Source organism: Streptomyces sp. SAI-135, from assembly GCF_029893805.1.
Classification (GTDB): domain Bacteria; phylum Actinomycetota; class Actinomycetes; order Streptomycetales; family Streptomycetaceae; genus Streptomyces.
Genome location: NZ_JARXYP010000002.1, coordinates 7,155,421 through 7,168,410 on the forward strand (window position 1 = coordinate 7,155,421; position 12,990 = coordinate 7,168,410).

The 12,990-nt window shown below is 69.4% G+C and carries 9 protein-coding genes and 1 pseudogene; 4 read left to right on the plus strand and 6 right to left on the minus strand.

All coding sequences use genetic code 11. The features are described 5' to 3' along the window. Positions 1–24: 24 nt before the first annotated feature. The 6 genes from M2163_RS36765 to M2163_RS36790 form a co-directional block, all read right to left on the minus strand. Positions 25–894 carry a carbohydrate ABC transporter permease gene (locus M2163_RS36765; RefSeq protein ID WP_280896136.1) on the minus strand — a complete coding sequence of 290 codons (870 nt, stop codon included), beginning with the start codon at positions 892–894 and terminating at the stop codon, positions 25–27. Continuing rightward, a complete protein-coding gene (locus tag M2163_RS36770; protein WP_280848598.1) occupies positions 891–1,859 on the minus strand; it encodes a sugar ABC transporter permease in 969 nt (322 codons plus the stop codon). Before M2163_RS36770 ends, M2163_RS36765 begins: the two co-directional genes overlap by 4 nt. A gap of 20 nt (positions 1,860–1,879) precedes the next feature. Beyond that, the gene (locus M2163_RS36775) at positions 1,880–3,142 is read right to left on the minus strand and encodes a sugar ABC transporter substrate-binding protein (protein WP_280848597.1); all 1,263 of its coding nucleotides are present in this window, start codon (positions 3,140–3,142) and stop codon (positions 1,880–1,882) included. Between the two features lie 231 nt (positions 3,143–3,373). Then, entirely contained in the window at positions 3,374–5,218 is a 1,845-nt protein-coding gene (locus M2163_RS36780; RefSeq protein WP_280896137.1) for a glycoside hydrolase, read from the minus strand. Between the two features lie 36 nt (positions 5,219–5,254). Beyond that, positions 5,255–6,499 carry an ROK family transcriptional regulator gene (locus M2163_RS36785; RefSeq protein WP_280896138.1) on the minus strand — a complete coding sequence of 415 codons (1,245 nt, stop codon included), beginning with the start codon at positions 6,497–6,499 and terminating at the stop codon, positions 5,255–5,257. A 114-nt stretch (positions 6,500–6,613) separates the two neighbouring features. Next, positions 6,614–7,870, minus strand: coding sequence for a D-arabinono-1,4-lactone oxidase (locus tag M2163_RS36790; protein ID WP_280896139.1), 1,257 nt, complete (start codon positions 7,868–7,870; stop codon positions 6,614–6,616). Positions 7,871–7,978: 108 nt separating this feature from the next. Here M2163_RS36790 and M2163_RS36795 point away from each other — a divergent pair, with 108 nt between their 5' ends. The 4 genes and pseudogenes from M2163_RS36795 to M2163_RS36810 all read left to right on the plus strand — a co-directional run bounded on the left by M2163_RS36795 (position 7,979) and on the right by M2163_RS36810 (position 12,953). Next, on the plus strand, positions 7,979–8,986 hold the full coding sequence (locus tag M2163_RS36795) for a hydroxyacid dehydrogenase (protein WP_280896140.1): 1,008 nt from the start codon (positions 7,979–7,981) through the stop codon (positions 8,984–8,986). 91 nt (positions 8,987–9,077) lie between these two features. Further along, a pseudogene (locus M2163_RS36800) lies at positions 9,078–9,733 on the plus strand (pyridoxamine 5'-phosphate oxidase family protein). A 58-nt stretch (positions 9,734–9,791) separates the two neighbouring features. After that, positions 9,792–11,114, plus strand: coding sequence for a radical SAM protein (locus M2163_RS36805; protein WP_280848592.1), 1,323 nt, complete (start codon positions 9,792–9,794; stop codon positions 11,112–11,114). Between the two features lie 366 nt (positions 11,115–11,480). Continuing rightward, positions 11,481–12,953 (plus strand): cellulose binding domain-containing protein, encoded by a 1,473-nt coding sequence (locus tag M2163_RS36810; RefSeq protein ID WP_280896141.1) that lies wholly within the window; start codon positions 11,481–11,483, stop codon positions 12,951–12,953. Positions 12,954–12,990: the final 37 nt, after the last annotated feature.

Below are 12,990 nucleotides of genomic sequence, written 5' to 3' on the forward strand. Positions count from 1 at the left end.
TCTCCAGGTCCTGAGAGAGAGGTGTCAGCCCTTGATGCCGGTCTGCGCGATTCCCTGGACCAGCCAGCGCTGGAGGAAGAGGAACACGAACACCAGGGGCAGGATGGAAATGGCCGTGGCCATGAAGATCAGGTGGAAGTTGACGGTCTGGTTGGTCATGAAGGAGGAGAGCGCCACCTGGACGGTCCAGGAGCTCGGGTCCTGGCCGATGACCAGCGGCCACAGGAAGGCGTTCCACCCGCTGATGAACGTGATCGTCGCCATCGCCGCGAAGAAGTTCAGCGAGTTGGGCACCACGATGCGCCAGTATGCGCCCCAGTATCCGAGTCCGTCCACGCGGGCCGCCTCCTCCAGCTCCTTCGGGAACCCGAGGAAGTACTGCCGGAACAGGAAGCAGGTGAAACCGCTGAACAGGCCCGGGATGATCAGGCCGCGGTAGGTGTCGATCCAGCCCAGGGACGAGACCAGCACGAAGCTGGGCACGAAGGTGACGGCGGTCGGGACCATCAGGGTCGCCAGGACGACGTAGAAGACCTTGTTGGCGTGCTTGTAGGGGATCCGGGCGAGGCCGTAGCCGGCCAGGGAGCAGATCAGCAGGGTGCCGACGGTCATGGAGACGGCGATCACCGTCGAGTTCCACATGGACTTGGCGAAGTCCACCGTCGGGTCGTTGAACAGCTCGCTGATGTTGCCCCACTGGAAGGAGGGGAGCAGTTTCCAGTTCTCGCCGGTGATCTCCGGGTCCGTGGACAGGGAGTTGCGCAGGATCAGGTAGAAGGGGAGCAGAAAGAGCAGGGCCGCGACGCTGACGGCGATGTACAGGCCCGTGTTGCCGAGGACGCCGCCGCGCTTCTTGCGGCTGTCCCTGCCCACCTGAGGTGCGGTGGTGGTCACTTGGAGTCCTCCCCCCTTCCGAAGCCCATGAACTTGCCCTGGAGGAGCGTGACGGAGCAGATCAGCACCGTGAGGATGACGGCGCCCGCGCTGCCGGCACCGTAGTCCTGGTTCTCGCCGAGGGCGGTCTTGTAGAGGATCATGAGAGGGGTCTGGCCCCAGGTCGCCTTGGTCGAGATGATGTTGAAGAACTCGTCGAACGCCTGGTAGGCGGCGACGAGCAGCAGCAGGATCACCGCGGTCGAGGTGGCGCGCAGCTGGGGCAGCGTGATGTACCGGAAGGTCTGCCAGCCCGGCTTGGCGCCGTCGATCGCGGCCGCCTCGTACAGCTCCGCCGGGATGTTCTGGAGCGCGGCCAGGAACAGGATCATGTAGAAGCCGGCCTGGAGCCACAGGCGTACGGTCACGATGACCAGCCAGTACCAGGGCGGATTCGGGTCGGACAGGTAGGCGATGTTCTCGACGCCGAACCAGCCGAGGACGGTGTTCATCAGGCCGAAGCGGACGCCGGTGAAGATGGACATCTTCCAGATCAGCGCGGCGGCGACGTACGACACGGCGGTCGGCAGGAAGAACACCGACCGGAAGAACGCCCGCATGAACCGCAGGCGGTGCACCAGCATCGCGAGGGCCAGGGAAAGGGCCCAGGTGAGCGGCACGATGAGTGCGGCGAACACCGTGAACGTCACCAGGGAACCGGTGAAGTTGGGGTTCGTCAGCATGCTCTTGTAGTTGTCGAGGCCGACGAACTTGCTCGGCGTGACGGTGAAGCGCGCGTCGAAGAAGCTGAGCCAGATGCTCCAGACGATCGGCACGAAGACGAAGATCGCCAGGCCGACGAGGAACGGTCCGGTGAAGAGCCAGAAGTTGAAGGTGGGGTTGCCCCGCAGCCGCCGCCGCGGCCGGGCCGGTGCGGCCTTGGCCGGGGCGGGCTGGGCGACCCCGCGCGTGGTGGTGGTCGACATGTCGTGGTTTCCCCGTCGGCCTAACCGAACAGCTTCTTGAGCTCGGCGTCGACCTTCTTCTCCGCGGTGGCGAGCGCGGCGTTCGGGTCGCCGTTCTTACGGATGCTGTTGGCGAACGCGTCGGTGAGGGCCGTGATCATCGCCTGGGTCCAGCCGATGTTGTCGAAGTGCCCGAACTCGTTGAAGAGCTTGACGCCCTCGGCCGGCAGCCCCGACTTCAGCTTGGTGGCGGACTCGGCGATGGAGGTGCGCGGCGGGATGTGGAAGCCGTAGGAGGTGGCCCAGTCCTCCTGGTACTGCTTCTGGTCGATCCACAGCCACTTCACGTACTCCTTGGCCGCGTCGACGTTCTTGCCCTTGGCGTTGACGAACATCGACCAGCCGCCGTTGTAGACCGACTGCTTGCCGTTGTCGCCGACCTTGGGGAAGGGGAAGACGCCGAGGTCGTCGCCGAGTGCCTTCTGCATGGCGGGCATGGCCCACATACCGCAGAACTGGATGGCGCACAGACCCTGGTTGATCGCGGAGGGGTCCCAGTAGTCGGCCGGGGCGTCGAGCAGCAGGTTGCCGCTGGTGAAGAGCTGGCGCAGCTGCTTCATGCCGGCGACGACCGCGTCCGTGTGGAAGGCGGGCTTGTTGTCGGGGGTGAGGGTGTCCGCTCCGGCCGACCAGATGAGCGGGTTGATGGCCGGGGTGAGGTCGTTGCCGAGGAAGACGCCCTTGACCTTGCTGGTGGTGAGCTTCTCGGCGGCCTCGAGCAGTTCGTCGAGGGTGGTCGGCACGTCGACCTTGGCCGCCTCCAGCATCGACTTCCGGTAGAAGAAGAACTGCGGGTCGTCGATCATGCGGACGCCGTATATCTTCCCGTCCACCGTGTGCGACTTGATGTCGGCCGGGTTGAAGTCGTCCTTGACCGGGTCGATGATGTCGGTCAGGTCCGCGACCTGGCCGCTCTTGACCATCTGGATCTGCGGGTGGAACTCGAACACGTCGGGCGCCTGCTTGGTGAGCAGGGAAGCGAAGAGCTTCGCCTCGAAGTTGTTGCCCGTGATCCAGTTGGTGGTGACGTTGGCCTTCTTGTACGCCTTCGCGTACCGCTTGATGGCCTGCTCCGTACCCGCCTCGCCGTAGGCGTGGAAGAACTGGACGAGCGCGTCGCCCGACCCCCCGCTGCTCCGGCCGGTGTTGCTGCCGCACGCGGCCAGTCCGCCGGCGGCGGCCAGACCCATCGCGGCCTTCATGACGTGACGACGGTTCCAGTTGGTGCTGCTCATTGCCGACATGCTGACGTCCTTGTCTCGAATACGGCTTGCGGCTCTGCGCCTTGGCTCTGCGGCTCAGTGCCAGGTGGCTCGAATGCTGTGGCGGTGCGGGGACGTTAACCTTCGGCTAAGGCTTCGGCAAGGGGTTGGACGAAGTCTGCTCGAAGCGTTGCGCAGCGTTCGGGATACCGGACGCCCTGGGATCGCGGGCCGCCGCACCAGCGGCCCGCGACCCCTTGGAGGAGTGGGGTGTTACTGCCTGGACCAGGCCTGGTTGGTCCCGCCGTTGCAGGACCACAGGCCGACCCTGCTGCCGTCGGCCGTCGCCTGTCCGCCGACGTCCAGGCAGGTGCCGGACGCCTCGCTGACGACTTGGCCGTTGGAGTTCAGCAGCCACTGCTGGCTGCCGTCACGGGTCGCCTCCGGGCTCGTGGCGAGCCCCGAACTCCCCGCGGTCAGAAAGCCGTTCACGCCCTTCAGGCGGCCCTTCGCGTCGTACGACCACACCTGCTCGGGGCCTCCCGTGCAGCTGGTGATCACCGCACCCGAGGCGTCCGCGGTCAGGCACTTGCCGGACTGCCTGCCCTGGAGCGCGCCCGTGACCGCCGAGGTGCCGCGGCCCTTCTGGTCGAGGACGTACGTCGTGACGGACCGGGCCGGCAGGGTCGCCGAGGCGGTGCCGCCCCTGACCGCGGGCTTGGTGACGTTCGCCCAGCTCTCGGTCGCCGAGGTCCGCACGGCCTTGCTCGCACGCACCGGGGCCTTGCTGTTGAAGTGCAGGTTCACCGCGGTGTCGGTGGTGTTGTGGTTGTTGGCCACGACGACCCACTTGCCGTGGTCGTCGTACGTCGACACCTCGACGCCGTCCGGTACGCCGGTCACGTTGTGGGCGACCGCGCCCGGCCGGACGAACTTGCTGTACTGGCCGAGCGCGTAGTAGCGCTTGGTGAAGTACAGGGTCTGGTTGCCGTTGGCGGCGTAGTTCGGGGCGTAGTAGATCAGGCCGTCGTTCCAGCCCTCGTCGTTGCGGGTGAGGGGGTCGCTGCCGATCATCTCCGACAGGGCGACCCACCACTGGAACGCCGAGTCGTGCGCGGTCGCGAAGTCCTTGTAGATGATCCGGGAGAGGTTCAGGCCGCCGTCGATCGTGGGGTCGTACTCCTGCGCCCAGCCCGTGCCGCCCTTGCCGAAGCAGCAGATCTCCGTGGACCAGGACCGCTTGCCGACCGACCTGGACGTCTCGTAGATCTTCGCCCGCTGGTCGTCGCCCGGGTTGTTGTACGTGTGGTGGGCGAGCCTGTCGACGTACTGGGCGGTGTCCGGCTGCGAGATCCACTGCGGGAGCTCGGTGTTGAAGCTCACCGTGGAGCTGGACTCGTCCGCGATGATGCCGGTCCGCTGCTGCCGCGCCCGCTGCTCGGCGCCCAACGCCCGCACGATGTCGTCGCGTTGGTCGACCGGCACCAGCATGCCCTCCTGGCCGCAGCTGTCGAAGCTGTTGGTCGGCTCGTTGAAGGGGCTGATGTAGTCGAACGTCACGCCTTGCTTCGCGAAGTGGTCGGTGACGTCGGCGACGTAGTGGGCGAAGTCCTGCGTGTTCTCCGCCTTCAGATAGCCGCCGCAGCTCTTGGCGTTGGTCTTCCACTGCGCCGGCGCGCTGTTGACGAAGGCGATCAGGTCCTGCACGCCGTACCTGGCGGCCGCGTACAGGAACGTGCGGCCCGCCTTGTCCTTGCTCCAGTCGTAGGACCCGTCGTCGTTCAGGAAGTTCTCGGGAGCGCGGGGGGCGTAGGTCACGCCGGTGCCGCCCCCGCCGATGTTGTAGCGGTAACTGCTGAGCGCCAGGCCGTCCTTGGAGAACAGCAGCTCGGCGACCCGGGCCTGGACCTTCGGGTCGAAGTTCTTCAGGTCGTTGACCCACCAGGCGCCCGAGGCACCGATGTTGTCGATGGTCTGGGCGGCGTGCGGGGAGACTTCGGCCACCGTGGGGGTGGCGGCCGACGCCTGCGGAGCGGATATCAGCGGTCCCGCGACAGCGAACGCGGCTGCGGCTGTCAGCAGGGCCGATCTCTTGCGGTGGGGGTGAGACACGTGCATCCCTTCCGTCGTCATGAAGGTGGTGCGGTACGGCTCCTAGCGGGGGTCGTGCGTCTTCGTCCTTGCGGGGGTGGTGCGTTTCGCGGACCTCTGCCCGACCGACTGGAGCGCCCCTTCGAGCGCGAACGTCGCCGCGCCCAGGCACGCCGGGTCCGTCGGGATCGGGGAGAGGACGATCTCGGTGGCGGCCATCGGCCGGGGCAGCGCGTGCCGGCCGACGGCCTCGCGCACCTCCGCGACCAGGGGCTCGCCCAGGGCGGCCGCTACCCAGCTGCTGAGCACGACCACCTCGGGGTTGACCAGGTTGACCAGGTGCGCGATGGAGGCGCCCAGATAGCGGGCGGTGTGCCGGACGACCTCGACCGCCACCGGGTCCCCGGTGCGCATCCCCCGGGCCAGCGCGCTGATCGTCGCGGTCTGGTCCCCCGGGTGCAGCAGCTCGCTGTCGGGGCTCAGCTCCCGCAGGTTCAGCATGATGCCGGGCGCGCCCACGTACGTCTCCACACAGCCGTGGTTGCCGCAGCGGCACAGGCGTCCGTCCAGGACGATCGTGTTGTGACCCCACTCGCCGGCGCTGTTGGACACACCGCGGTGCAGGGCGCCGCCCAGCACGAGCCCGGCGCCCACACCGGTGCCGAGGGTGACCACCACGGCGTTCCCACGTCCGCGCGCGGCCCCGAACCACTGCTCGGCCACGGCGACGGCACGCAGCGGATTGTCCAGGTAGAGCGGGTAGGCGATGTACTCGGAGAGCAGGTCGAGCAGCGGCACGTCGTGCCAGTCCCAGTTGGGCGCGTACTCCGAGATGCCGGTCGCGCGGTCCACCTGGCCCGGCACGCTCACGCCCACGCCGAGCACCCGGGCGCCCTCGATCCCGGCCTGCGTGACCACCGAGCCGACAGCGGCCGCGACATGGCCGACCACCTGCTCGGGGAGGCTCTCACCGGGGCGGACGTCCTCCTCGGCACGGGCCAGGACGTTCAGCGCGAGGTCGAACAGCTCGACGTGGACGTATGTCTCCGCGATGTCCACGCCGATCAACGCGCCCCCCGACGCGTTGACGGCGACGAGCCCCCGCGGACGCCCGCCGGCCGATTCCTCGAACCCGACCTCCGTGATCATCCGCAGGTCGAGCAGCTCGCCCACCAGCGTGGCGACGGTGGCCAGGCTCAGCCCGGTCGCCGCCGCCAGCTCCTGCCGGGACGTGGGCGACTCGGCGATGATCTGGCGCAACACCTCGTAGCGGTTCGCGGTGCGGATGTCGCGTGATGTGCGCTTCACCGGTCCTGCCCCCGTCCTTTCGCTCATGCCGGAACGACAGTGGCACCGGCGCGGCGCAAGGCTATGGGCTGCGGAGGACTTTGTACAAGGGGTTAGGAAAGGGGCTTTATAAAGTCAGTCGGCGAGTACGGCCCCCACGAAGGCGTTGGCGAATTTTGCCTCGGGGTCCAGCTCACGCGCCAGCTTCCGGAAGTCGCCGAGCCTCGGGTAGCGCTCGCGCAGGACCTCGGCGGGCGTGGTGAACACCTTCCCCCAGTGCGGCCGCGCCTCGAAGTCGTGCAGCGACTCCTCCAGCCGACGCACCACCGGAAGGACGGCCGCGGTGTCCGCGATCCAGGTGAAGTGCAGGGCCACGGTGTCGCGGCCGTAGGAGGGGCTCAGCCACTGCTCGTCGGCGGCCACCGTCCGCACCTCGCAGATCTGGAGCACGTCGGCGACCGTCTCCCGGATGCCGTCCACCGCGTGCAGCGCCTCGACGGCGTACGCGCGCGGCAGCAGGTACTCCGACTGGAGCTCCGCCCCGCTGCTCGGTGTGAACTCGGCCCGGAAGTGCGGCAGTCGGTCGTGCCAGGGCCCCGGCACCCCGAACTGCTCCGTGCAGTTGACCGCGGGCATCCCCGGTACCGGGTGCATCTTCTCGGTTGCGGGCGCGGCCCACGCGAAGTCCGCCAGGGGCTGGTCGGTCCGCCGCTTGACCCAGACCTGCCGGAAGCCGGGCGCCCGCCAGTCGGTGAACAGGCTGACGCTGTACGCCGCCGACATGACCGTCTCGAAGACCGCCGAGTCCAGCCCGGCGAGGGGGAGTTCGGTGAAGACGTACTGCTCCACGTCGAAGGAGGGCACCAGGTCCAGGGTGAGCGCGGTGACCACTCCGAGCGCGCCCAGGGAGGTGACCGCGCCGCCGAAGCGCGGGTCGTCGTCCCGGCCGATGGTCAGGGCCGAGCCGTCGGCCGTGATCAGCTCCACCGCCCGCACCGCCGAGGACAGCGGACCGTTGCCCACCCCCGAGCCGTGGGTGCCGGTCGCGACCGAGCCGGCCACCGAAATGTGCGGCAGCGACGCCATGTTGGGCAGCGCGAGGCCGTGGGCGCCGACCGTGCGCGCCAGTTCGGCGTACCGGACGCCGCCCGAGACCCGTACCGTACGGGCCGCGGTGTCCACGTCGATCACCGGCGGCAGACCGGCGATCGACAGCAGGACGCCCCCCGGACCCGGCTCGGCGATCTCGTTGAAGGAGTGCCCGCTGCCCAGCACCCGCACCCGCGTGCTGTCCGCGACCAGCGCTGCGATGGCGTCGAGCGAGTGGGGCCGGTGCAGTTCCCCGGCGGAGTAGGTGATGTTCCCCGCCCAGTTCGTGATCGTCTCCGACATGTCCGTCGTTCCTCCCGGGAGTGTGTATGCGTTGACCCTCTCATTTGCCGCGGCCTAACGTAGAGAGCGTTTTCTACAACATTTCGCCAGGTCTGGAGGACCCCCACCGTGCCCGAGCGACCCCAGGCGCTGTTCGCCATGACGGCCGAGAACGTGCCGCTCGTCTTCCCGCCCGAGGTGCTGGCGCGGTTGCGGGAGCACGTGGACATCGATCCCGCGCTGGTGGCCGAGGACCTCACCGACCCGGCGCTCGCGGACGTCCTGACCCGCACCGAGATCCTCGTGACGGGGTGGGGCTGTCCGCGCCTGGACGCGGCCGTCCTCGACGCGGCCCCGAAACTGCGGGCCGTCCTGCACTCGGCCGGCTCGGTCAAGGGCTTCGCCACCCCCGAGGTCTGGCGGCGCGGGATCGCGGTCTCCTCGGCCGCGGAGGCCAACGCGGTGCCCGTCGCCGAGTACACGCTCGCCGTGATCCTGCTCGCCGGCAAGGACGCCTTCGTGCGCCGCGAGCGGATGCGCGCAGAGCGGGCCTCTCCCGGCTGGGGGGTGGTGCCCGGCCTCGGCAACCACGGGCGGCGGGTCGGGGTGATCGGGGCCTCACGGATCGGGCGCAGGGTGATCGAGCTGCTGCGCCCCTTCGACCTCGCGGTGAGCCTGACCGACCCGTACGTCGACGAGGCGGCGGCAGCCGAGCTGGGGGTGCCCTTGGTGGGGCTGGCCGACCTGCTGCGCACCTCGCAGATCGTGACCGTCCACGCCCCGGAGACCCCTGAGACCCGGCATCTGATCGGCCGGCGCGAGCTGGCCCTGATGCCGGACGGGGCGGTCCTGGTCAACACCGCGCGGGGCAGTCTCGTCGACACGGACGCCCTCGTCGAGGAGCTCCGTACCGGCCGCCTCTCCGCGGTCCTGGACGTCACCGACCCGGAACCCCTGCCCGCCGACTCACCCCTGCACGATCTGCCGAACGCCTTCGTCACCCCCCACCTCGCGGGATCCCAGGGGAACGAACTGGCGCGCCTGGGCCTCGCGGTCGCCGAGGAGGCGCAGCGGCTCGTGTCCGGGGCGGGGCTCGCGTGGCCGGTGGACTTCGCCGAGCTGGAGCGGACGGCCTGAGCTGCGGATTTCGTTGTGTTTTCGGCTGCTGCAAGGGCCGGCGGGGCAGGAGACTGGTCCTGGCATCGCTGTGTCAGTAGCGTCCTGGTTCATGGCTCCTGACCAGCTTCCCGAGACCGATCTCACCCGCCACCGGCGCCTGCGCGAACAGGGCAGCCTGGACCGGGCCGACCTGGAGGCGATCCTCGACGCCGGGTTCGTCTGTCATCTCGGGGCCGTGGTCGAGGGGCGGCCGATGGTCGTGCCCACGGCGTACGGGCGGCACGAGCGACGGCTCTGTCCGCAGGGATCGGTGGCCAGCCGCAGCCTCGCCGGCGGTACGCCGGTCTGCTCACCCACGTCGACGGGCTGGTCCTCGCGCGGTCCGTCTTCGAGCACGGCGTCAACTACCGCAGCGCCATGATCCACGGCGAGGCCCGCAAGGTGACCGACCCCGAGGAGAAGCTGGAGGGCCTGCGCCGGCTCACCGAACACGCGGCGCCCGGGCAGTGGTCGTACGCCAGACGGCCGAGCCGGAAGGAACTCGCGGCCACCACCCTGCTCGCCCTCCGGCTCGACGAGGCCTCCGTCAAGATCCGCACCGGCGCGCCCGACGACGGAGACGGACCCGACGCCGAGCCGGGGCTGTGGGCGGGTGTGCTTCCGCTCACCTCGGTGTGGGGTGCACCCGTTCCGGGCCCGTTCCTGCCCGCACAAACCCCCGTACCTGGACATGTCGCACGCCGTGAGGGGACCCGGCACCGATGATGTCCGAGCGAGGGCATACCGTGAGGAGTCGTACGTCCGAACCGGGAGGAGACACGGGATGGGCAGCCGTACCGCGCTGGTCGAGGATCTGATGGAGCGGTTCCCGCAGGTTCCGCGGGAAGCCGTCTTCAAGGAGGACCTGTTGCGGGGTGGCGTGGCCTTCGACCCGTCCGCCCTCAGCGACAACGAATCAGGTGAGGTGAAGCCGAAGTCGTACTTCATCTTCTCCTTCGACCACGGCACCCTGCCGGAGCTGGGCGAGGCCGCGCTGCGCCGGCCGCCGGAGGAGATCATCCTCACCGGCGGCCCGTACGACCTGCGCAGGACCGTCGTCTCGGTGCGGGTCAACCCGGCCTCGCCCTACCGCGTCGCCGCCGACGACAGCGGCATGCTCGGGCTCTACCTCGACGGCAAGCGCATCGCCGACGTGGGCGTGCCGCCGATGCCGGAGTACTACCGGCACAAGCTCTCCAACGGCAAGTCCGTCATGGAGGTCGCCCCGACCATCCAGTGGGGCTATCTCATCTATCTGACCGTCTTCCGGGTGTGCCAGTACTTCGGCGCCAAGGAGGAGTGCCAGTACTGCGACATCAACCACAACTGGCGCCAGCACAAGGCGGCCGGGCGGCCGTACACCGGGGTCAAGGACGTCGAGGAGGTCCTCGAAGCCCTGGAGATCATCGACCGGTACGACACCGCGAAGGCGTCCACCGCCTACACGCTCACCGGCGGCGCGATCACCAAGACCGTCTCCGGCCGCGACGAGGCCGACTTCTACGGCCACTACGCCAAGGCCATCGAGGAGCGCTTCCCCGGCCGCTGGATCGGCAAGGTCGTCGCCCAGGCGCTGCCCCGCGACGACGTGCAGCGCTTCAAGGACTACGGCGTGCAGATCTACCACCCCAACTACGAGGTGTGGGACGAGTACCTCTTCAAGATGTACTGCCCGGGCAAGGAGCGGTACGTCGGCCGCGACGAGTGGCACAAGCGGATCCTGGACTCCGCCGAGGTGTTCGGCGCGCGCAATGTGATCCCCAACTTTGTCGCGGGCGTCGAGATGGCCGAGCCCTTCGGCTTCAAGACCGTCGACGAGGCCATCGCGTCCACCACCGAGGGCCTGCGCTTCTTCATGTCCAACGGCATCACGCCCCGCTTCACCACGTGGTGCCCCGAGCCGACGACCCCGCTCGGCAAGGCCAACCCGCAGGGCGCGCCGTTGGAGTACCACATCCGGCTGCTCCAGGCCTATCGCCAGACCATGGAGGACTTCGGCCTCTCCTCACCCCCCGGATACGGCCCGCCCGGACCCGGCCGTGCCGTCTTCTCCGTGAGCTCCTTCATGGACAGCCTCCCGGCCGCGCCGGAGCCGGCCGAGGTCTGATCCCTCCCGTACGACATCCCTCCCGTACGACGTCCCGCTCCGTACGACATCCCGCTCCGGGCGGCTTCCGCGGTTCCCGCGGCTGCCCGGAGCGGTGGCATGTCCGGTCCCGGCACGGCGTATTTTCCGTCACGGCTGGTTCTCGTGTGGCGGGATTGATACGTTCCCGGTTCCGGTCCGTACACAACGGTGTGACTCCGCGTGGCCCTGTGCCGTGTGGGGCTGGACCGAACCCTCGGTAACCGATTTGAATGGCCTGCTTGTCAGTTGTGTGGGAGACGTGAAAGGCTCCTGTCCTGCCGCGAGGTTCCCCCCAACTCCTTTGCCAGTATGGCGAGTTGACCTCGCTTTTGATGCAGGAGACCCATGCCCGACCTGCCGACCCCCCAGGACGCCGCCGAGGCCGCGCTGTTCTCCGAGTGCTGGGATGCCGTGCTGTCGTACGCCGATCTGTGCACGGCCGGCTCCGCCGCCGCCACCGAACTGGCCACGGAGGCGTTCTCCCTGGGCATGCGTGAGGCCCGCGAGGCGGAGGCCGCGGTCCGCGGCGCCGGCCGCCGTCCGGCCCGGCTGCCCCGAATACCCCTGCTGCTCACCGCAGTTCGCGTCACCGCGGCGGACTGGGAGATGCAGGGCCTCGGCCACCGTCTCGACCCCGATCTGCGGTTGTGGCTCAACTCCGACAAGGCCGCCCGCTACACCGGCCCCCCGCTCCAGCGCCCCATCGCCCTGCGCGGACTGCGCGACCTTCAGGCGGCGGACGCCGAACTGCTGTGGCTGGCCGAGGTGGAGGCGCTGCCGCTGCCCGTGGTGGCCCGCCGGCTCGGCCTCGACCCGGCCACCGTGGGTGACGAACTCGCCCAGGTGCGCGGCCTGTTCCGGGACCGCAGCCACCGCAACCACCTCGACATGCCGATGGACGCGCAGTGCCGCAGCTACGCCCGGCTGCTGGACGCCGTCACCCGCTCCACCTCCGGTGAGACCCCGGAGGACCTCTCCCGCCATCTCGCGCGTTGCCAGCAGTGCGCCGAGGCGGCCGCCTGTCTTCGGCTGCACGGCGGCGGCCTGCCCGCGGCCCTCGCGGGCGGTGTGATCGGCTGGGGCGGACTCGCGTATCTGGAGCGCCGCCGCCGGGCCGCCGAGGTGCGCCTCGGTGCCGGGCGCCCGCCGGCGCTGGAGGGCGCGCCCCCGAACCCCGGCGCCCACAAGGCGAAGGTCGTGCGCAACGGACTGCTCGTGGCCGCCGTCCTGGTCTCCCTGCTCGCCCTCGCCGTCTCGATGATGCCCGGCGACGACATGGAGAGCGGCGCCGCCCAACCAGGTGTCTCCACCGAGGGCGAGCCGGTGGCCAACCCCACCTCGTCCGTCCCGGCCGCCACCTCACGGGCGCCGGGCTCGGCGGGCACCCCCACGGCGCCCACGGGGAACCCGTCGGAGTCCACGGCTGCGAAGAACTCCGACCCCGAACCCCAGGGCACCTCCTCCGCAAGCGCCGAGGACCCGGGGCCCACCCGGAGCGTCACGCCGGCCTGCCGGGTCGAGTACTCCCTCGTCAACCAGTGGCCCGACGGCTTCCAGGCCGAGGTCACCGTCACCACCGCCGAGGCGCTCGACGACTGGCAGGTCACCTGGTCCTTCAAGGACGGCCAGAAGGTGACGCAGATGTGGGACGCGGACTTCAACCAGAGCGGCGCGAAGGTCACCGCGACCGCCGCCGACTACAACAAGTCGGTCCCCGCGGACGGTTCGCTCTCCTTCGGCTTCCTCGCCTCCTGGCAGAGCAGGAACGCCCCGGCGTACGGCTTCTCCCTCAACGGGCGGGAGTGCGTGAAGTCCTGAGGTGCACGCCCTGAGCGCAGGGGGCGGCGGGAGCATG

Excerpts from the sequence above, each read along its gene's own strand:
- M2163_RS36770 (WP_280848598.1), bottom strand. The coding sequence starts at position 1,859 with ATGTCGACCACCACCACGCGCGGGGTCGCCCAGCCCGCCCCGGCCAAG.
- M2163_RS36775 (WP_280848597.1), bottom strand. The coding sequence starts at position 3,142 with ATGTCGGCAATGAGCAGCACCAACTGGAACCGTCGTCACGTCATGAAG.
- M2163_RS36780 (WP_280896137.1), bottom strand. The coding sequence starts at position 5,218 with ATGCACGTGTCTCACCCCCACCGCAAGAGATCGGCCCTGCTGACAGCC.
- M2163_RS36790 (WP_280896139.1), bottom strand. The coding sequence starts at position 7,870 with ATGTCGGAGACGATCACGAACTGGGCGGGGAACATCACCTACTCCGCC.
- M2163_RS36805 (WP_280848592.1), top strand. The coding sequence starts at position 9,792 with ATGGGCAGCCGTACCGCGCTGGTCGAGGATCTGATGGAGCGGTTCCCG.
- M2163_RS36810 (WP_280896141.1), top strand. The coding sequence starts at position 11,481 with ATGCCCGACCTGCCGACCCCCCAGGACGCCGCCGAGGCCGCGCTGTTC.